Origin of the sequence: Salegentibacter lacus (assembly GCF_020164555.1) — a bacterium.
In the GTDB taxonomy this organism is placed as follows: Bacteria; Bacteroidota; Bacteroidia; order Flavobacteriales; family Flavobacteriaceae; genus Salegentibacter; species Salegentibacter lacus.
The window spans coordinates 1-19,680 of record NZ_JAIQZB010000007.1; the positions used below are offsets into that span (position 1 = coordinate 1).

The 19,680-nt window shown below is 38.4% G+C and carries 18 protein-coding genes; 9 read left to right on the top strand and 9 right to left on the bottom strand.

Annotation, left to right across the window (positions count from 1 at the left end):
• The 6 genes from LB465_RS06820 to LB465_RS06845 all read right to left on the bottom strand — a co-directional run.
• Positions 1 to 308 (bottom strand): DUF4372 domain-containing protein (locus LB465_RS06820; protein WP_224468549.1); only part of this gene is annotated, 308 nt, incomplete at its 3' end.
• A gap of 99 nt (positions 309 to 407) precedes the next feature.
• On the bottom strand, positions 408 to 752 hold the full coding sequence (locus LB465_RS06825) for a DUF2853 family protein (protein WP_224468551.1): 345 nt from the start codon (positions 750 to 752) through the stop codon (positions 408 to 410).
• A gap of 68 nt (positions 753 to 820) precedes the next feature.
• Entirely contained in the window at positions 821 to 2,554 is a 1,734-nt protein-coding gene (gene menD / locus LB465_RS06830) for a 2-succinyl-5-enolpyruvyl-6-hydroxy-3-cyclohexene-1-carboxylic-acid synthase (protein ID WP_224468553.1), read from the bottom strand.
• 223 nt (positions 2,555 to 2,777) lie between these two features.
• Positions 2,778 to 3,923: a chorismate-binding protein gene (locus LB465_RS06835; protein ID WP_224468556.1), complete on the bottom strand. Its 1,146-nt coding sequence runs from the start codon at positions 3,921 to 3,923 to the stop codon at positions 2,778 to 2,780.
• 3 nt (positions 3,924 to 3,926) lie between these two features.
• Entirely contained in the window at positions 3,927 to 4,349 is a 423-nt protein-coding gene (locus LB465_RS06840; RefSeq protein ID WP_224468558.1) for a PaaI family thioesterase, read from the bottom strand.
• 131 nt (positions 4,350 to 4,480) lie between these two features.
• Positions 4,481 to 6,328, bottom strand: a complete 1,848-nt coding sequence (locus LB465_RS06845) for a hypothetical protein (RefSeq protein WP_224468560.1) — start codon at positions 6,326 to 6,328, stop codon at positions 4,481 to 4,483.
• A 315-nt stretch (positions 6,329 to 6,643) separates the two neighbouring features.
• Between LB465_RS06845 and LB465_RS06850 the strand changes: the two genes are divergently transcribed.
• Complete coding sequence (locus LB465_RS06850; RefSeq protein WP_224468562.1) at positions 6,644 to 7,279, top strand: alpha/beta hydrolase; 636 nt, start codon at positions 6,644 to 6,646, stop codon at positions 7,277 to 7,279.
• An 86-nt stretch (positions 7,280 to 7,365) separates the two neighbouring features.
• Complete coding sequence (locus LB465_RS06855; protein WP_224468564.1) at positions 7,366 to 8,637, top strand: NRAMP family divalent metal transporter; 1,272 nt, start codon at positions 7,366 to 7,368, stop codon at positions 8,635 to 8,637.
• Between the two features lie 95 nt (positions 8,638 to 8,732).
• On the opposite strand, the gene LB465_RS06860 is transcribed toward LB465_RS06855, so the two are convergent.
• Together LB465_RS06860 and dnaK are read right to left on the bottom strand one after the other, a co-directional pair.
• The gene (locus LB465_RS06860) at positions 8,733 to 9,365 is read right to left on the bottom strand and encodes a hypothetical protein (RefSeq protein ID WP_224468566.1); all 633 of its coding nucleotides are present in this window, start codon (positions 9,363 to 9,365) and stop codon (positions 8,733 to 8,735) included.
• A 141-nt stretch (positions 9,366 to 9,506) separates the two neighbouring features.
• A complete protein-coding gene (dnaK, locus tag LB465_RS06865) occupies positions 9,507 to 11,438 on the bottom strand; it encodes a molecular chaperone DnaK (RefSeq protein ID WP_224468568.1) in 1,932 nt (643 codons plus the stop codon).
• Positions 11,439 to 11,657: 219 nt separating this feature from the next.
• On the opposite strand from dnaK, the gene LB465_RS06870 reads away from it, so the two are divergent.
• From LB465_RS06870 to LB465_RS06885, 4 genes are all read left to right on the top strand, one after another.
• Complete coding sequence (locus LB465_RS06870; RefSeq protein ID WP_224468571.1) at positions 11,658 to 13,091, top strand: L-serine ammonia-lyase; 1,434 nt, start codon at positions 11,658 to 11,660, stop codon at positions 13,089 to 13,091.
• Between the two features lie 326 nt (positions 13,092 to 13,417).
• Positions 13,418 to 14,038 carry a CPBP family glutamic-type intramembrane protease gene (locus LB465_RS06875; RefSeq protein WP_224468573.1) on the top strand — a complete coding sequence of 207 codons (621 nt, stop codon included), beginning with the start codon at positions 13,418 to 13,420 and terminating at the stop codon, positions 14,036 to 14,038.
• Positions 14,039 to 14,112: 74 nt separating this feature from the next.
• Positions 14,113 to 15,117, top strand: a complete 1,005-nt coding sequence (locus tag LB465_RS06880; RefSeq protein WP_224468575.1) for an alcohol dehydrogenase — start codon at positions 14,113 to 14,115, stop codon at positions 15,115 to 15,117.
• 244 nt (positions 15,118 to 15,361) lie between these two features.
• A complete protein-coding gene (locus tag LB465_RS06885) occupies positions 15,362 to 16,393 on the top strand; it encodes a formylglycine-generating enzyme family protein (protein ID WP_224468577.1) in 1,032 nt (343 codons plus the stop codon).
• Positions 16,394 to 16,397: 4 nt separating this feature from the next.
• Here the strand turns inward: LB465_RS06885 and LB465_RS06890 are convergent, their stop codons facing one another.
• Positions 16,398 to 16,856, bottom strand: a complete 459-nt coding sequence (locus tag LB465_RS06890; RefSeq protein WP_224468579.1) for a nuclear transport factor 2 family protein — start codon at positions 16,854 to 16,856, stop codon at positions 16,398 to 16,400.
• A gap of 62 nt (positions 16,857 to 16,918) precedes the next feature.
• On the opposite strand from LB465_RS06890, the gene LB465_RS06895 reads away from it, so the two are divergent.
• The 3 genes from LB465_RS06895 to LB465_RS06905 all read left to right on the top strand — a co-directional run bounded on the left by LB465_RS06895 (position 16,919) and on the right by LB465_RS06905 (position 19,678).
• Positions 16,919 to 18,049, top strand: a complete 1,131-nt coding sequence (locus LB465_RS06895; RefSeq protein ID WP_224468581.1) for a glycoside hydrolase family 18 protein — start codon at positions 16,919 to 16,921, stop codon at positions 18,047 to 18,049.
• Positions 18,050 to 18,110: 61 nt separating this feature from the next.
• On the top strand, positions 18,111 to 18,929 hold the full coding sequence (panB, locus tag LB465_RS06900; protein WP_224468583.1) for a 3-methyl-2-oxobutanoate hydroxymethyltransferase: 819 nt from the start codon (positions 18,111 to 18,113) through the stop codon (positions 18,927 to 18,929).
• Positions 18,930 to 18,979: 50 nt separating this feature from the next.
• Complete coding sequence (locus LB465_RS06905; protein ID WP_224468586.1) at positions 18,980 to 19,678, top strand: RluA family pseudouridine synthase; 699 nt, start codon at positions 18,980 to 18,982, stop codon at positions 19,676 to 19,678.
• Positions 19,679 to 19,680: the final 2 nt, after the last annotated feature.

The following is a 19,680-nucleotide window of genomic DNA, read 5'->3' on the forward strand; positions in this document are numbered from 1 at the left end:
CTTGCAAAGACTTCGCTACTACGATTCTTATTAGCATCGGACAAGGTGCTGCGTTTTGGAAAATGTTTGAGGTTTAAATGTCCTATTCGTCCCTCGCAGGCCAATAATATCGTGGATAATTCCCGCAGAGAGCTAACACCGCTCAAAGTGGCATAGAGCATCGTTACCAAATGATCGTATGTTTTAAAACGCTTGTAATACCTGTCACTGTTATGATCAGATACTGTCCGGGTAATTATTGATGGGGAAAGCAATTTTAATAGCTGCTTAATAATGGGCTGTCCGCTAAAGTTGTTACTTTTGTTCATATATCTGGTTTTGTGGTAAAAACAAGATATAAAATAAGCGGGAAATCCTTTTTAGGAAATCCCGCTTTTAAAAATCTTTATCGGACACTACTGTTTTAATTATTTAAAAACACTTTCTTTTTTAAAGTATTTGGTAAGCAGATAATAAACTACCGCGCGATATTTATTCCTGTTGGATTTACCATATTTTTCCATTACGGCGTTTAATCCCACATCCAGTTTTGCATCATCTTTTAAACCTAATTTCTTGATTAGGAAATTACGCTTTACGGTTTCCATTTCAGATTCTGAAGTACTGGAAACGGTTTCTGCATCACTTCTAAAAATACTGGGGCCACAGGCTTCGGTTACCTTTCTCAGTAAATCCACATCGGGCTCCTCGCCAATTTTTTCTTTTACATCCTGGATGTATTTACCTACTTTTTCATCGGTTTTTGTACTCATAATTAAGAATTTTTGGTTTATTTCTCACCAAATTACTTAAACGAATAGTTTTTTGCGAATTTAAATTCTTAAGATTTCATAAAATTGAAGTATTCCAGCAGCACTTCGTCGTTAATTTTTCTTGGGGTAAAAATTTCCAGAATTTTCGGCTGATCTGAATCGCTGAAGAAATATTTTAAATTTTCTCCTATTTCTTCTGAAGTAGAAGCATTCAAATATTCAAACCCATACATTTCGCTTAAAGATTTCGCCTGAAGCTGATGCGTGGTTTCAAAATAAGTTTCAAAATTCTCGGTGTGCTTATTTCCGGGGAGAATCCTAAAAATCCCGCCCCCATTATTATTCAAAATTATTATCCTGAAATTCTTCGGAATATAATTATTCCAAAGTGCATTGCTATCATAGAAAAAACTTAAATCACCTGCAATCATAAGCGTCGGCTCAGCATTTAAACAAGCCGCACCAACTGCAGTCGAAATACTACCATCAATTCCGCTAGTACCGCGATTACAAAAAATACGCAAGCTTTCTTTCCATTTAAATAATTGCGCATAGCGAATGGTAGAACTATTGCCCAGATGCACAATGTAATTTTCGGGAACCCTGGGAACAATTTCCTGCATCGCCTTCAGGTCAGAATATGGAATTTCGTTCATATATTCTTCGTGCCGAATTTGGCGTTTGCTTTTCATTTCTTTCCAAAACGTTCCATAATCACTATTTAGCTTTTGGGTAAGCGGAAAGAAATGGCTGAAGAATGAATTTACCGTGGTTTCAAAATGCTTGTTTAAGCAGAAAAAAGTATTGTAAGCTTTCTTAGGATCGATATGCCAGTGTTGCTGTGGCTGATAATTTCTTAAAAATGCTTTGATCTTCTTTGAAACGATCATCCCGCCAAATGTGAGCAGAATTTCCGGCTGAAGTTTCTTGAATAATTCCTCCCTGTTTTCGTTTTTTTCAATGGGACCAATCAGGGTGTCAATTCGCGTAAAAAATTCAGGATGGTTTAAATTGGAGGTCGTTTCCGTCAATACAATTACCGAATCGTCCTTGGCCATTTTCTCGAGAAAGTCCTGTTCCACCACATTAGGTTGTGCCACCCCAACAATTACCATTTTTCGTTTTGCCTTATTCCAAAGATCGGCATAGCCACCCAATTGGTTTCCCGTATAAGTTCGCTCTTTAATTTCCGGCAAAATCTGAATAGGGTTTACCTCAACATTTTCCACCAAATCATACAAAGGCTCATAAAAAGGCACATTAATATGTACCGGCCCCTTCCCTTCTATAGCCTTATTTAGCGCAAGATTTACTTCCCGCTCGTTATGCTTTTGTGATTCAAATTGTTTTTGCTGAAGTTTCTTATCGGTCGCCTCAGAATCCAAAACCAATTCTGAATGCAAGTTTGCCGAATATAAAATATGGTTTTCAAATACGTTTTTTTGCCTAATCGTTTGGCCGTCGCCAATATCTATGCGCTCAATTGGCCGGTCTGCAGAAATGATCACCAAAGGGATATCGCTATAAAAAGCTTCAGCAATCGCCGGATAATAATTAAGCAAAGCAGAGCCTGAAGTGCACACTAGCGCCACCGGTTTTTGTAATTGCTGCGCCATTCCCAGTGCATAAAAAGCCGCGCATCGTTCATCTACAATACTGTAAGGCTTTATCTCGGGATGATGGGTAAAACCAATGGTTAAAGGCGCATTCCTCGAACCGGGGGAAATCACAACATGAGTTATATTTTTAGCAACGCAAAGCGCCACAATAGATCTGGCAACAGGTATTTTGGAGTATTTCACAAAGTTTATTTTTCAAACCAGACCTCACAGGGTTTGATAACTAAGAGGTTTGGTACAAGTCAGTAGTTTCTACTCGTCATTTTGATTCCGATATTTATCGGGAGAAGCAATCTGTAAATTACAGTTAATTGATTGAAAGATTACTTCACTTCGTTCGTAATGACGCTTTTTTAAGCAACTCAAAATTACAATTTCAAAAAGATTTCAGATGTAGGTTTTGACCTTATTTAACAAGCACCGATTTTATGGTATGCGATTTATTTACGGTTTCCAGCCATTCGTTTGCAGGATTGGAATCTTTGGTTATTCCGCCGCCAATGAATAACCGGGCTTTTCCGGCTTCCAGTTTCATACACCGTAAATTCACAAATAAGGAAGTTTGCTTCAGAATGCTTCCATAAGCTTGATTTTCCTGGTTTCTACGATTACTATTTCGCTTAACCTCTTTTGTCATGTTTAGTTCCCCCAGAAAACCCGAATAGAATTCGCGGTCATAGCCCTCATTTTCCAGGATAAATTTTTTCGCATTTACTTTCGGAAGTCCGCAAACGGCAGGAGTTGGATGCAACGCTAAAATCAAGCTTTTAAGGCTGGATTTTTCCGGATCCAGCATTCCCGTAATATCGGTTTGCAAATGCAGCAAATTACCCGCTTTGGAAGTATATGGCTCTGATTTATGAATCTTACCGGAAACTTTATGTTTCAGATTTTCTAAAATTGAATCGGTGACTATTTGCTGTTCCTCAATTTCTTTCTCTCCCCAATTCACAGATGAAGTGCCTTCAAACGCTTGGGTTCCGGCCAGCGCCATAGTTTTAAATTTTTCACGCTCTACATTTAAAAGCGTTTCCGGTGTAGCACCAAGCCAAATTCCGGTTTGGGGATGAAACCAGAAATACACAAATGCCGTATCATATTTTTTAAGCAAGTTCTTAAAAATACCAAGTGCTTCCAGTTGGGTTTGAACACTTTCCTTGCGCGATAAAACCACTTTTTTGAATTCCCCTTTCGCAATTGCTTCAATTCCTTTTTCAACCAATTTTTCGTGCTGAATTTTAGAATCTGTATAGGTATAAGCCGGTGGAAAATCCTGATTTATCTTCTTTGCATCCGAAGATATTTCAGCTGGATATTCCGTAGAAATAATTTCAGCATTTTCTGAAGGAATCAAGAATGCACTTTCAGGATTTTCAAAAGGAGCGAAAACAAATCCGCTTTCGTTAAATATGGAAGTTTTATAGGTTTTCGAAGAATCCTGCAGCAAAGCTTTGGTCAATCCGCTCTTAGCCTTAGGGCCTCTATAAGCTACAAAGGGGTTTTCGTTTTGAATTTGCGTTTCTAATTTTGTAAAAAAATCTTCGCTGTTCATCTTCTATTTCTTTTTAGGCAACGCTATGGTAGTAAGTTTTACAATAGAAATCAGGTTTTCATCTTCATCGGTAATCCTGATTTCAAAAAGCTGGGTGGTACGGCCTTTATGGATAAAAGACGCTTTGGCATAGACAAAACCTTCAGTAATACTTTTTAAATGATTGGCCGAAATTTCAATCCCACGAACATAAAATTTTTCAGTATCCAGAAAAACATAACTTGCCATACTTCCAACACTTTCTGCTAAAGCCACACTGGCACCGCCATGCAAAACACCGTCTGGCTGGTGCACTCTGGATGTAACCGGCATTTTAGCGATTAAATAATCGTCCCCGACTTCGGTAAATTCTATCTCCAAAGTTTCCATTAAGGTATTTTTGCATACTTTTTTAGAAAGCTCCAGAAGTTCTTCTTTGGTCATCATTTGAAAGCTTAGTTATTTTGTAAAAGTACGAAACCGGGTGGGAAAAAGCGAAATGAAAGTTGCTGATGCAAAATCTCTATAAAAAAACAAAGCCGCTTTAAAGCGGCTTTGTAAAATTTAAATATAATTTATTAATATCCTGTGGACGAGGAAGGTCTGGGCAGTTTAATATTAGACTGTCTCAATTTTGATCTTTCAACCTGTGCTAGCTCAGTAATTGGAGCTGTATCTATTTTTGCCACTCCACCTAATACGTATGTATTCGTGGTATCGTAGAAAAGTGCAAAATCACCTTCTCCTGGTTCAATTACAGAAGCACAAGCAATAGTTAGACTTCCTACGCCATCCATGATGGGATGATCTCTATTAGAACTTTCTGGTAATACTGTATAATCACAATCTAATGCTCCACCTGTATTAGTCAATACGGCTCCCATATTTAATAGAAATTGATTTTCTATTGCTATTCCTGGTCCATAAAAAGAGTCATACTCTCCCATAAAGATAATTCTACCACCTTCACTTGAAAACGATTTCAGCGTGTTGATTTCAGCTACGGTATATTGAACTGTTGGAAGTACTAACATAATAATTTTTACATCATCTGGAATATTGGTTAGTGACCCGCTTGTTGAGCTGATATCAGAAATTGAGAATCCTTCATCTGAAATCAAATTTCTGAATGTTGTCCAATCTGCACAAGAAACACAGGCGGAAGACCTTCCATTATCAAACATAAATGTATTACCAGTATTCCTAGAACCTGTCGTTGTAAAATTAATTAAGTTTTTCACGAACTGCACATTATCAGGATCATTCATCGAGGTTTCATCAAAAATATTCACATCATTTAATACTACAATGTCTCTCCCTGGTACTTGAATACTTTCACAACCAACTTCATCTACCTCTACACCTGGATCTGTACCTGGACATTCATCAATATCATTAGGTACTCCATCCCCATCATCGTCCGAGCCGGTTTGACCACCATCATCATCTTCGCAATTAAAGAATATATGCCAGTAATTTATGTTATCACCATCTACAAAGAAACTCTGCACCTCGTTCCAGCTTAAATCTTCAGAAATAGGATCTACAGCGCCTGGTGCAGGATAATTAGCATCCCAATTGGCCAGGGTAGCAGTAACCCTAATATAATCAGTATCGGGTCCCTCTCCATATATAGGAGCTGGAATAGCTAAACATAAAGGATCGGCATACCAGTCGCCAGAATCGTCATCTTCTGTATTCCCTGTCATTGGCATTTCGCCGGTATATAACGGTATATCGTTTTCATTACCTATATAAGTTATATCAAATGTATAATTAGCGGTAAAATGTCTTCCTGCATCGTTACAGTAATTAGCAAATACACAGAATTCATAAATTTCTACAGGTACAATATCAAAAAATTGATAGCCGTACAGATTCACATCTCGGTCATCAAAGCATAATACCTCAACATCGGTATAGGTTTTGGATCCCGCTCTCAAATCCCAGCTAAAGGGAAGGGATTGAGAAACGATACCCGCAAAATCGCTTCCAGTCTTGGGAGCTGCCCATATTACTTCTCCTGGAGCACCTCCATCGTCATTCCATACAAGAAAATCGTTTAAGGTAACAGAAACTGTTGTTTCGCCAGAAGCTACCGGAATTTCCAGAGCTTCGTCATAATCGGTAAACAAATCAGTTCCATCAATTAAAATGGGAACAATAACATCTACAGGAGAATCTGCATCACCATATACCAAAGAAATTTGTGCATAAGCTGGCGCATCTTCTGAACATTCAGGAAGTTCAGCCTCCTGTTTTTGGAATGCTTTTCTTATTTCAGCATTAAGCACTGGACCTAAGTACAGCTCTGCTACTCCCTCTGAAACTTGTTGCTCGACTCCAGAATTCTCATCTTTACTACAAGAAGTGAAAATAAGGGCGAAAATCGCCAAAATCATCACGTTGAATTTAAAATTTCTCATATCTAAATTATTTAAATGGTTAATAAATATTCTATCCTTAGTCCCCTCAAGTACTAAAAAAAGAGGGATAAAATCTTAATTAATGAAACGATACTTTATGAAATGAAATCCTGCATAATAATATTGAGGTAAGATGTAAAGTATTAATATACAGGGCAGTAAAAACTTGAATAAATTTAGAATGATTTAGAAAAAAAACATATAGGGGTTTACCCCAGAAATTAAAGAAGCTTTAAAAATTTTATAGATGATAATACCCAACCCTTGCTTATATTTCCAAAAATGATTTTTTTTGATAAAAACTAACTACAAAAAATGAGTACCGAAAAGCAGCTTTCCTACCAAATCACCAATACCTATAGCGTTTTAAATAATTTTACTGAAAAAACAAAAACGGTATGGTTGGTTTGCCACGGAATTGGATATCTAAGTCGGTATTTTCTAAGGCATTTTAATCATTTAAACATCGAAGAAAATTACATTATCGCCCCGCAAGCGCAGTCTAAATATTACCTCAATAACGAGTATAAACACGTGGGTGCTTCCTGGCTAACCAAAGAACGCACTGAAGCGGAAACCGAAAATATACTCAACTACCTGGATGAAGTTTATAAAGCTGAAAATCTGGAAAAAGCGCCGAGACTGATTATTTTAGGCTACTCCCAGGGAGTTTCGGTAGCGACCCGGTGGATTGCAAACAGGAAAATTAAATGCAATGAGTTAATTATGCATTCCGGAAAAGTTCCGGCGGAATTGACAACCGATGATTTTAGGTTTCTAAAAAATACCAACTTCACCTTTATCTACGGCACCGAAGATGAATACCTCAAAAACGGGATTATTAAAGTGGAAGAAAAGCGGTTAAAAGAATTATTTCCCAATAATTTTGAGATCAAAACTTATAAAGGCGGACACGAAGTCAATACTGAACTAATTGCTGAATTTGCTTAAATTGACTTCTCAACTGCCCGCCAGAATGAAATCTTTAGAAATGGCGCTCGAAGTGACATAATGTTGTCTTTTATCAGGTATTCTATATGAAACAAAAAACTACTTCTTCTAAAACATCGATTTTAAAAAGTATTGGTCCGGGCTTTTTACTAGCAGGAGCGGCGATTGGAGTTTCACATTTAGTACAGGCCACAAGAGCCGGTGCCGATTACGGATTTATCTTAATCTGGGTATTAATTGTGGCCTGTATCTCAAAATATCCTTTCCTGGAATTTGGCCCCAGGTTTGCCGCAGGTACAGGAAATCATTTAATTACCGGGTACAAAAAGCTAGGTAAATTTCCATACTGGATCTATATTTTTATCACCGTTGGAAGTATGTTTATTATACAGGCCGCGGTAACTATTGTGACCGCCGGTTTGGCGGAGCGTTTATTCAATTTTGGCTGGTCCCCATTTCTTTGGAGCGGCATTATCCTTATTTCCTGTATCGCTCTACTTTTAATTGGTAAATATCCCGGCCTTGATAAAAGTATGAAGGTGATTGTTACTATATTAACGTTTGCCACACTCGCTGCAGTAATTATGGCTTTGGGGGCTGGGACAGCTACCGATGCCGTAACCACTGAACCGCCTTCACTCTGGACCACCGCTAGTTTAGGCTTTATAATCGCTTTTATGGGTTGGATGCCTATTCCTTTAGATGCCTCGGTCTGGCATTCCATCTGGACTAAAGAAAAAGCAGTTCAAAACAAACAGAAAATTTCCGTGAAAGGTGCTTTTGCCGATTTTAATGTTGGTTATATTTCGGCCGCTTTTATCGGATTATTATTTTTTCTCCTTGGGGTTTTAGTGATGTTTGGCAGTGGAACCTCCTTTTCGAGCAACAGCGTGGAGTTTTCGAGTCAGTTGGTGGAGCTTTACGGAAAAACACTGGGAGAATGGAGTAAACCTTTAATTTCGGTTGCGGCTTTTATAACAATGCTAAGCACGGTTCTAACGGTAACTGATGCCTACCCAAGAGTAATTTCAGAATTAAAAAATCCGGAGAAGGATAAACCTGAAGACAAAAAAGAGAAATGGAAGATTTATCGTGTTTCTATTTTTACTATTCCGATCCTATCACTTTCAATTTTATTTTTCCTTTCCGGTTCTTTTACCATTTTAGTAGATTTCGCCGCCGGACTTTCATTTCTATCGGCTCCATTTTTGGCCTGGTTCAATTACAAACTGGTCACCGGCAAACAAATGCCCGAAAAACAACGGCCGGGTAAGAATTATAGGATTTTCAGCTTAACCTGTTTCGGGCTTTTGGTAGTTTTTAATCTTGTGTATTTGTATTATACTTTTTTAGCTTAGATTTTTCAATATCTTCTGAGTTTTTATCTGCACTAATAGGCCTGGATATTAGCTGCTAGTCTTCAAAAGCCTAACATGGTGATTGATGATGAAAATTAAACACAGGAATTTTCATCAACTGAAAACACTTTTTCATTTAACACTTCTATTTCGCCATTTGCCTGAACCTTAAGGTGATATCTATTAGTTTGAATGGGTGTACAGTAACTAACAGTTTTTAATACAATAAGCTCAAAACCAGTTTCTGCCGTTTTAATTGCACCGCCATCGATATCGTTAACCCGAAAATAATAAGCGTTTGCACGAGTCCAAAGCAAAGCTTCTTCTTGCGTATTTATAGTACCTAAAAATTGAAGTAATTCATCCTTAGTAGCAACCAAATGGTTTTGATCATTAGCTTGATATTTTAAATAATAAAAGCATGATGCCGGAAGGCAACCAGCTGCAAATCCAAATTCTGGTTTTAAATTTCTAAATTCCTCCTGGCACAAGTCGTCTTCTGCACTATGACATAATGCTCCATTTCGAACTATGATCTCCTCATCAACATCATCCTGGCCATGTACTACCGCATATTTAAGCTCCCAATAATCAGTTTCTACTTCGGGCTCCAGATCTTCAAAAGGATATTGTTCAGAAATTGGTTCAAATCCATCGGTAGTAATAGAATCATCAGAACTACAGGAAACTAAAAATATTAATGCAAGAATTAGTACTAGCGTCTTCATATTGTGAGTTTATTAATAGATGCGTAAAATAGGCAATGGTTGCGTGCGCAATAAAAAAAAAAGCGCAACCAAATTAATGATTACGCTTTTAAATATATGCTCTCTGATTTTGAGAACCCGACTTTCGTCGAGACAGGTTATCTATTTAACCTCTTCAAAATCTACATCTTCTACATCATCTCCCTTTTTAGAGTCTCCTCCGCCGGCTTGCTGACCTCCCTGGGCTCCGGTAGCACCTTGTTGTGGTCCTGCCTGGCCGCCTTGAGCTTCAGCTTGTGCTTTATACATTTCTTCAGAAGCTGTTTTCCAGGCTTCGTTCAATTTGTCTAAAGCAGGAGTTATTTGATCCAGCTCTTTGGTTTCGTAAGCTTTCTTCAATTCTTCTAAAGCTTCTTCTACCGGCTTTTTCTTATCTTCAGAAATCTTATCACCAAATTCTTTCAACTGCTTTTCAGTTTGGAAGATCATAGCATCAGCTTCGTTAAGCTTATCTACTTTCTCTTTGGTTTTCTTATCGCTTTCAGCATTTGCTTCAGCTTCTTTCTTCATCTTCTCGATTTCTTCCTCGGTTAATCCTGAAGAAGCCTCGATACGAATATCCTGAGATTTTCCGGTTGCTTTATCGGTAGCGCTTACTTTAATAATACCATTGGCATCAATATCAAAAGTCACTTCAATTTGAGGTGTTCCTCTTGGCGCTGGTGGAATTCCATCTAAATGGAATCTACCGATGGTTTTGTTATCTGCCGCCATTGGACGTTCACCCTGCAACACGTGGATTTCAACTGAAGGCTGATTATCTGCCGCAGTAGAGAAAGTCTGTGATTTCTTGGTTGGTATGGTTGTATTAGATTCTATCAATTTAGTGTTTACTCCTCCCATAGTTTCAATTCCTAAAGAAAGTGGAGTAACATCAAGTAATAATACATCTTTTACATCTCCGGTTAATACACCACCCTGAATAGCTGCACCAATAGCAACAACCTCATCTGGGTTAACCCCTTTTGAAGGTTTCTTGCCAAAGAATGCTTCTACTTCCTCCTGAATTTTAGGAATACGGGTAGAACCACCAACAAGAATTACCTCATCTATATCGCTTTTTGAAAGTCCTGCATCGCTAAGAGCTTTCTTAACAGGATCCATAGAACGTGTTACTAATTCTGAAGCTAATTGCTCAAACTTAGAACGGCTAATAGTTTCAACAAGGTGTTTTGGTCCACTTGAAGTTGCCGTTACATAAGGTAAATTGATTTCAGTTTGAGTTGAAGAAGACAACTCAATCTTAGCTTTTTCAGCAGCTTCTTTTAAACGCTGAAGTGCCATTGGGTCTTTTCTCAAATCAATATCTTCAGCTTTTTGGAAAGTATCTGCAAGATAATCGATTAATACCTCATCAAAATCGTCACCACCAAGGTGAGTGTCACCATTAGTAGACAATACTTCAAATACTCCATCACCTAATTCAAGGATAGAGATATCAAAAGTACCACCACCAAGGTCATATACAGCGATCTTTTGGTCTTGAGATTTTTTATCAAGTCCGTAAGCAAGTGCTGCTGCGGTTGGCTCGTTTATAATTCTACTTACTTTTAACCCTGCGATCTCTCCGGCTTCTTTGGTAGCCTGACGCTGAGAATCGTTAAAGTAAGCTGGAACAGTAATTACTGCTTCTGTTACATCCTGTCCAAGATAGTCTTCTGCAGTTTTCTTCATTTTTTGAAGTACCATAGCAGAAAGTTCCTGCGGAGTATATTTTCTTCCGTCTATTTCAACACGTGGAGTGTCATTATCACCTTTTACAACTTTATAAGGAACCCTTCCTGCTTCTTTAGAAGACTCGGTATATTTGTTCCCCATAAATCTTTTTATAGATGCTACGGTTTTTGTTGGGTTGGTAACCGCCTGTCTTTTTGCAGGGTCACCAACTTTTATTTCGCCACCTTCTACAAATGCAATCACAGAAGGGGTAGTTCTTTTTCCTTCGGCATTAGGTATTACCGTAGGCTCGTTACCTTCCATTACTGCTACGCAAGAGTTGGTTGTTCCTAAGTCAATTCCAATTATTTTACCCATAATTCTATTCGTTATATTTTATATTATTGATTTCAATTCTTCGAGATGTTAAAGTCAATCATTATGCCAGCGGAAAACTTATGACATGTTGTCATTTTTTACTGAAAGCACTTGCCAGATCTGCGGTTTACCAACTACGAAATCGTTTTAATATTTCTTCAAATCTTAGGGTATCACACTAACAAATCCTTATTTTTGCAGTAAAATAGGAGTTATACAATGCGAAAAATTGAATGTATTAGCGTTTTTGATATGTTGAAGGTGGGTGTTGGTCCTTCCAGTTCTCATACTTTAGGTCCCTGGCGCGCAGCGCAACGTTGGATTGCAGAATTAAAGCAAAAAGGCATCTTTAACGATGTCGAACACATTCATATTGATCTTTATGGCTCACTTTCACTTACCGGAATTGGCCATGCTACAGATATCGCTACTATTTTAGGACTTTGCGGCCACGATCCCGTAACTATGGATATTTCTTTAATTGATACTGAAATTGAAAAAATACGGGAGACAAAAAAACTTCAACTTAATGCTGAGCGTGAAATCGATTTTAGCATTGCCGAAGATGTAAAATTCAATCGTAATTTTTTGGAATTTCATCCTAACGGAATGACCTTCCGTGCTAAACTGACGAACGGTAAAAAATCTTCGTCCTCTTTTTATTCCATCGGCGGCGGATTTGTGGTGAAGAAAGAACGAAAAAACGCCAGTAAAAAGATGAAAAGCTTTTTGGAATTTCCTTTTCCTATAGAAAAAGCTACAGAACTTCTCGCCTACTGCAAAGCGGAAAACAAACCGATTTCCGAAATCGTTCTGGAAAATGAAAAATCGCTTAGGAGCGAGGAAGAAATAAATTCTGGCTTAAAGCAAATTTGGGATGTAATGCTGGAGTCTATGTATATCGGTTGCCATACAGAGGGTACTCTTCCCGGTGGACTAAACGTTAAACGCCGCTCTTTTGAAATGCACCAACGCCTTATTGAAGAACAAAAGTATAATTCACCCGAAGAATGGATTAGCGCTATTAGGAGGACTGAAGTTAAGTTCAGGCAAATCCTTAAATGGGTGAGCTGTTTTGCCATTAGCGTAAACGAAGTAAATGCATCACTTGGTCGGGTGGTTACTGCGCCCACTAATGGTAGTGCCGGTACCGTGCCCTCGGTTATGATGTATTATATGGTGATTGAAAATCACGATGCCACTTTTGAAGATATGAAACGCTTCATGCTTGTGGCCGGTGAAATTGGCAGTCTCTTTAAAAAAGGTGCTACAATTTCTGCTGCAATGGGTGGTTGCCAGGCCGAAATTGGCGTATCCTCGGCGATGGCTGCGGGCGGATTAACCGAATTGCTGGGCGGAACTCCAGAACAAGTGCTTATGGCCGCAGAAATCGCAATGGAACACCACCTGGGTTTAACCTGTGATCCTATCGCCGGATTGGTGCAAGTTCCTTGCATTGAAAGAAATGCTATGGGCGCCATAAAAGCAATAAACGCCGCCGAAATTGCTTTAGAAAGTGACGCCACCAAAGCAAAAGTGCCTCTAGATAAAGTAATTGAAACCATGTGGGATACCGCAAAAGATATGAATTCAAAGTACAAAGAAACCTCAGAAGGTGGACTTGCCGTGAAGGTTAATTTAAGTGATTGTTAGAAGATTTTACAATAATCTATAGTCATTGCGAAGAGCAAAACGATGCGACAATCTGTTGTTGATCTGTTCTCAGTTGTGGGTTATCAGTTTCTGAAGTTTTTCGTTTGTGGTTCATTCTTAATGTTTCTGATGACGTAAACTCAAAATCGTTGCATATTCATTGCGAAGAACGAAGCGATGCGGCAATCTTTTGTTATAAAAAACCACCAATAAATAGCTGCTTAATTAAAAGACAGTTTTAAATTGCAGCAGTATTTAAAATAAAAGCCTTGCAATTCCCTAAAATTCCACCTAAAGTCAGCAATCTCTTTCGCAACTACTGGTTGATGATCGGGACGTATTTCCTGTTTTTCTTTATGCTTGGTTTTTTAAACACGTTTATTCCAGAATTAGACCTGGAAAAATACCAGCAAACCGAATTATTCGATTTAATGAATGAGAGTCCACTGGCATTTGTAATTATGGCAGTAATTATAGCTCCCTTGCTGGAAGAAAGTATGTTTAGAACCCTCATAAGGCCATCTTTTACCGAAATCTATATCTTTATTTGCGCCGTGCTTGCCTTTGTTGGCCTGGGTTTTATTCCGCAGGAAGCTCATTCTTTACTTAAATATAGCCTGGTAATATTATCGGCTATTATTATTTTTGTTTTTTTGCAATCTCTTAAACCTTCACGATTCCTTAGAATATTTCGTATAATCCTCTACCGAAATTATAGGCTTATATGGCTACTTACCGCTGCTCTTTTCGGTTTGGTTCATATTTGGAACTATGTTGAAGGCTGGCAATTAGACCTAATTCTATTTATCCTGATCTTCCCAAGAATTATCGCTGGTTATTTCTTCGGAAAAATTAAAATTGAAAACGGAAATCTTATCTGGCCCATAGCCATGCACGCTATGAACAACGGTATTGTAGTATTCTTCGTTCTTCCGAAGCTTTTATAAACTTATTTAACAAAGGATTAAAACAGAAGCTTTTAGCTGTTTTGTAACTTGAGTTTCCAATAAAAAAATTAGTTATGAAAGCAGTACAGGTAAAAGAAAAAGGCGGTGATTTTCAGGTTGTGGAAATAGACAAACCATCACCCAAAGAGAACGAAATATTAATTAAAGTAGAAGCCTGCGGCATTTGCCACAGCGATGCCTTTGTAAAAGAAGGTGCGTTTCCCGGCATTGAATATCCACGCGTTCCCGGGCACGAAGTTGTGGGAATAGTAGAAGAAGTTGGTAACCGCGTGAATAACTGGAAAAAAGGCCAACGCGTTGGCGTAGGATGGCACGGCGGACATTGTTTTGAATGTGAGCCTTGTCGCCGCGGAGATTTTATTAGTTGTGAAAATGCGAAAATTAGTGGAATCTCTTATGATGGCGGTTATGCCGAGTTTATGACTGCGCCGCAGGAAGCGATAGCAAGTATTCCTGAAGAATTATCTTCAGCCGAGGCTGCTCCCCTACTTTGCGCCGGGATTACCGTTTTTAATGCTTTAAGAAATTCAGGAATTACAGCCGGCGATACGGTTGCGGTGCAGGGAATTGGCGGTTTGGGCCATTTGGCCATTCAATATGCCGCAAAAATGGGAATGCGCACCGTGGCAATTTCTACTAGCGACAGCAAAAAGGAACTGGCCAAAGAACTTGGCGCCCATCATTTTATCAATGCCAAACAAAAAGATGCTGCCGAAGAACTACAAAATATGGGAGGTGCAAAACTTATTTTGGCCACTGCCCCCAACAGCGAAGCAATCACCTCTGTAATTGGTGGCCTGGGAATAGACGGTAAATTATTAATGGTAGCAGCAACCGGAGATCCTATTGAGGTTTCGCCAATGGAACTTCTTATGGGAAGAAAATCGGTTGCGGGTTGGCCTAGCGGTACCGCTATGGATTCTGAAGATACTTTAAAGTTTAGCGCAATGACCGGTACAAAACCAAAAATAGAAGAATATCCGCTGGATAAAGTCAGTGAAGCTTACGATAAAATGATCAATAATAAAGCGAGGTTTAGAGTGGTTTTAAAGCCTTAATAAAGTTTGATTTTTATAAAAACTGCCACGGAATTTTCAAATACTAATTTTGAATTCCGTGGCTTTTTATTTGTGCGATTTTGCCACGAATTCACGAATAATAAGAGGCCTTACATCTAAGTTCCAGAAAACCACTTTAAAGTTTTTATTCCTTTAATTAGTGTATTTGTAGCTGGAAAATATTTTCACCAATGGCCAATCTTTAGTTAGAAAAGCTTCTATATCTTTAGCCGAAAATAGAATAATGCGGTCCTTATATTTCAAATTTCTTTTTATCTCTTTAATGTTTTGCTCAATTTTCAGCTGTAAAAATGAGCAAAAGAAGACTGCTGAAACTTCCGAAGAAAATATTCAGGAAACTGAAAAGTCCTACCATGAAAAATATCTGGAAGAAATTGCCGAAATCGAAGTACGCGATTCAGTTTCAACCTCTGGAATGCTAAAAATTGAAGGAGGGGAATATTTGATGGGTGGAAATTCACAACAAGCCAGGCGCGATGAATTCCCGCAGCATAAAGAAACTATTGAAACAATTTGGGTAGATGAAACTGAGGTTACAAATGCTGAGTTCAGAAAATTTGTAGAAAAAACCGGATACGTAACAACCGCCGAACGCAGCTTTGAAATTAACGGAGAAAGCTTTCCTCCCGGCGCCACGGTTTTTGATCCCAAAAATCCGCAGGCCTGGTGGAAGTTTAAAGAAGGTGCCAATTGGAAACATCCGCAAGGGCCCGAGAGTAATATTAAAGGTAAAGAAGATCATCCGGTGGTGCAGGTCTCCTGGTATGATGCTATGGCCTATGCGAAATGGGCGGGAAAACGCTTACCTACCGAAGCAGAATTTGAATACCTGGCTCGAGGCGGAAAAGAAAATCAAGTTTATCACTGGGGAAATGACTTTGAAGAAGCTACAGAGTTTGTTAATTTTCATCAGGGCGATTTTCCACTTACTAATGAAGTAAAAGACAATTTTGAAAAAACAGCACCAGTAAAAAGCTTTCCTCCTAATGCTTTCGGACTTTATGAAGTTTCCGGAAATGTCTGGGAATGGGTTTTAGACACCTATTATCCCAATGCGTACTCAAAACTGGAACAACGCACCGATGGCTATTTCAAGGAATATTTTAACGAAGCACAGCAAAAAGTTTTTCGTGGAGGTTCTTTTTTATGCAGTGAATCTTACTGTACCGGCTATAGAACTGCCGCCCGAATGAGTTCTACACCCGAAAGCGGCCTGGAACATTTAGGCTTTAGATGTGTAAAAGATGTAGAATAAAAATTTATTTACATCCTAATTTACTGCGAGTGTCTACCAGGTAAATAATTTTCCATTCGCCTTTAGACTTCATCAATTGAAAGGTGTTTATCCCGCAATGACTTAGTCCTTCATTTACAAAAAATCTATATGGTGTACTTACATTGGCGATCATTCCGTTAGTATTGATTTCAAAATCGGTTAATTCCTCTCTGAATTTGGTAGATTTTGGGATAGAAGCAATAGATTTCAAGAAAGCAGTGTATTCTTCAGTAGATAGACTGGTATTCCCTTTTGTATCAATAGCCACCGATTGCATTTTAATTTCTGGATGGGCAAATTCTTTTAGCGCAGTAGAATCCTGGGCGTGAAAAGCTTCAAAAAAGTCTTCAATTAAAATCTTAATATCTTCTTGGTCCGTATTCTTTTGGCTCCATGCACCCTGGTAAATTAGGAAAAGGCCTATTAACAACAACTTCTTCATTAAATCTTCTTATTTAAACGCTAACTTAGTATTTTAAAATATCACACTCAAGGTTTTAGATTATGAAAATTGTAAAAAACATCCTGCTTATACTATCGGTAGGAATAATTCTCGCTACCTGCCAATTACAAGCTCAGGAACAAAATTCGAAAAAGATTGTAGGTTATATTGTAGCCGGCAATGTAGATGATAAATTTGATGAAATCTCTGCAGATAAGCTTACTCACATTAACTACGCTTTTGCGAATATTAAAGACGGAAAAATTATAGAGGGAAATCCCAAAGATGTAGAACGCTTGGAGAAACTGAACAGGTTGAAGAAGAATAATCCTGAATTAAAAATCCTGATTTCAGTTGGAGGCTGGACCTGGTCTGGTGGCTTTTCTGAAGCAGTTGCTACCAAAACTGGCAGGGAAAAATTTGCTAATAGCGGAATTTCCTTTCTTCAAAAACATAAAATTGATGGGATAGATTTAGACTGGGAATATCCCGGGCTACCGGGAGCGGGAAATATTCACACCCCTGAAGATAAACAAAACTTCACCTCTATTTTAAAGCTTTTCAGGAAAAAATTAGATTCTCTGGGCAAGATAGACCAGAGAAATTATTTGCTCACTATCGCAACCGCTGCCACTCAGGAATATTTAGATAACGTAGAATTAGATAAGATTCATCCATATCTGGATTTTATAAATATTATGAGTTACGATTACCAGGGTGGCTGGAACGATTCTACATCGCATCATACTAATTTATATGTTTCAGAGACAGATCCTGATGATTATAAGCAAAGTACAAAAACTGCTGTAAAAGAACATTTGGAAACCGGGATTCCTTCAGAAAAAATTGTAGTAGGTGTGGCTTTCTATGGTCGCGGCTGGCACGAGACGAAAAACAAAAACTTTGGGTTACATCAAAAAGCATCAGGCAATGCTTTCAGTATAAATTACCGGGAATTAAAGGATAGTATAGCTACAGGGAAATATAAACGCCATTGGGATAAAGAAGCTAAGGCGCCCTTCCTTTGGCATGAAGCTTCCGGAACATTTATTACTTATGATGATCCTGAATCTATAAAGCAAAAAGTAAAGTTTATTAAAGACAATAATCTTGGTGGTGCGATGTTTTGGCAATATCATGGCGATGATGGCGAGCTTTTGGAAACTTTATATACTGAACTTAAAAAACAATAAAACCGGCTCCCTTGCCTGAAAACCCCGCGTTTTTGTACTTTTACCTTCCAAAATCAAAAATATGTCTGTAGCTAAGAAAGAATATAAAAGAGTCACCACGAAATCACTGGTAGATATGAAGAAGAATGGTGAGAAGATTGCGATGCTGACTTCTTACGATTATTCTATGGCGAAAATTGTGGATGGAGCAGGAATTGACGTGATTTTAGTGGGCGATTCTGCCAGTAATGTTATGGCAGGACACGAAACCACACTTCCTATTACTTTAGACCAAATGATCTATCACGCAACCAGTGTGGTAAGAGCAATAAATCGTGCGCTTGTAGTAGTAGACCTTCCTTTCGGAAGTTATCAAAGTGATCCAAAAGAAGCTTTGCGGTCTGCCATAAGGATTATGAAGGAAAGCGGCGGACATGCGGTGAAACTTGAAGGCGGAAAAGAAATTAAAGAATCCCTGAAACGTATACTTCACGCCGGGATTCCGGTGATGGGACATTTAGGATTAACTCCGCAATCCATTTATAAGTTTGGTACATATACCGTTAGAGCAAAAGAGGAAGAAGAAGCCGATAAATTGAAATCTGATGCAATCTTGTTGGAACGTCTCGGTTGCTTTGCAATTGTATTAGAAAAAGTCCCCGCAAAGCTTGCTAAAGAAGTAGCTGAGAGTATCAGTATTCCGGTGATAGGAATTGGTGCTGGTAACGGTGTTGACGGTCAGGTTTTGGTAGTTCATGATATGTTGGGAATGACACACGAATTCAATCCGAGGTTTTTAAGAAGGTACGCTGACTTACACACCGAAATGACTAAAGCTTTTGAAGGCTACCGTGACGATGTAAAAAGTAAAAGTTTTCCATCTGATGATGAACAGTATTAATTTAGTAAGCAGTTGCTGTTGGCAGTAAATAATATTGATAAATCTTCATTTTGGAAAAAATAATTTCAGACAAAAACAATCTCCAGGTACTTTTTGAAGACAATCACATTATTGTTGTCAATAAACGCCCCGGGGATATTGTGCAAGGCGATAAAACCGGGGACAAACCGCTTAGCGAAGTGGTTAAATCTTACCTAAAGGAAAAATACAATAAACCAGGAGATGCTTATTTAGGCGTTGTTCACCGCCTGGATAGACCTACCAGCGGAATTGTTCTTTTTGCTAAAACATCTAAAGCGCTACCCCGACTCAATAAACTTTTTCAGAAGAAAGAAGCTCAAAAAACATATTGGGCCATTGTCAAAAACGCTCCACCAAAAAAGTCGGATACTTTAGTACATTTTTTGAAGAGAAATCCAAAACAAAACAAATCTTACGCGCATATAAAAGAAATTCCAGATAGTAAAGAAGCTATTCTTGAATATAGAATGCTAAAAAAACTCGATAACTATTTCCTACTAGAAATAGATTTACATACTGGACGGCATCATCAAATTAGGAGTCAGCTTTCAGCGATCGGCAGCCCCATTAAGGGCGACCTTAAATACGGTTTTGACCGAAGCAATAAAGACGCTAGCATTCATTTACACGCCAGGGAACTCAAATTTATTCATCCTGTAAGAAAAGAAGAAATCCATATTATAGCACCTCCTCCAGATGAAGTATTATGGAATAATTGTTTAAACTAAAT

Coding starts and splice junctions, on each gene's coding strand:
- LB465_RS06825 (WP_224468551.1), bottom strand. CDS start 752: ATGAGTACAAAAACCGATGAAAAAGTAGGTAAATACATCCAGGATGTA.
- LB465_RS06835 (WP_224468556.1), bottom strand. CDS start 3,923: ATGAACAGCGAAGATTTTTTTACAAAATTAGAAACGCAAATTCAAAAC.
- LB465_RS06840 (WP_224468558.1), bottom strand. CDS start 4,349: ATGATGACCAAAGAAGAACTTCTGGAGCTTTCTAAAAAAGTATGCAAA.
- LB465_RS06845 (WP_224468560.1), bottom strand. CDS start 6,328: ATGAGAAATTTTAAATTCAACGTGATGATTTTGGCGATTTTCGCCCTT.
- LB465_RS06850 (WP_224468562.1), top strand. CDS start 6,644: ATGAGTACCGAAAAGCAGCTTTCCTACCAAATCACCAATACCTATAGC.
- LB465_RS06855 (WP_224468564.1), top strand. CDS start 7,366: ATGAAACAAAAAACTACTTCTTCTAAAACATCGATTTTAAAAAGTATT.
- LB465_RS06860 (WP_224468566.1), bottom strand. CDS start 9,365: ATGAAGACGCTAGTACTAATTCTTGCATTAATATTTTTAGTTTCCTGT.
- dnaK (WP_224468568.1), bottom strand. CDS start 11,438: ATGGGTAAAATAATTGGAATTGACTTAGGAACAACCAACTCTTGCGTA.
- LB465_RS06870 (WP_224468571.1), top strand. CDS start 11,658: ATGCGAAAAATTGAATGTATTAGCGTTTTTGATATGTTGAAGGTGGGT.
- LB465_RS06875 (WP_224468573.1), top strand. CDS start 13,418: ATGATCGGGACGTATTTCCTGTTTTTCTTTATGCTTGGTTTTTTAAAC.
- LB465_RS06880 (WP_224468575.1), top strand. CDS start 14,113: ATGAAAGCAGTACAGGTAAAAGAAAAAGGCGGTGATTTTCAGGTTGTG.
- LB465_RS06885 (WP_224468577.1), top strand. CDS start 15,362: ATGCGGTCCTTATATTTCAAATTTCTTTTTATCTCTTTAATGTTTTGC.
- LB465_RS06890 (WP_224468579.1), bottom strand. CDS start 16,856: ATGAAGAAGTTGTTGTTAATAGGCCTTTTCCTAATTTACCAGGGTGCA.
- LB465_RS06895 (WP_224468581.1), top strand. CDS start 16,919: ATGAAAATTGTAAAAAACATCCTGCTTATACTATCGGTAGGAATAATT.
- panB (WP_224468583.1), top strand. CDS start 18,111: ATGTCTGTAGCTAAGAAAGAATATAAAAGAGTCACCACGAAATCACTG.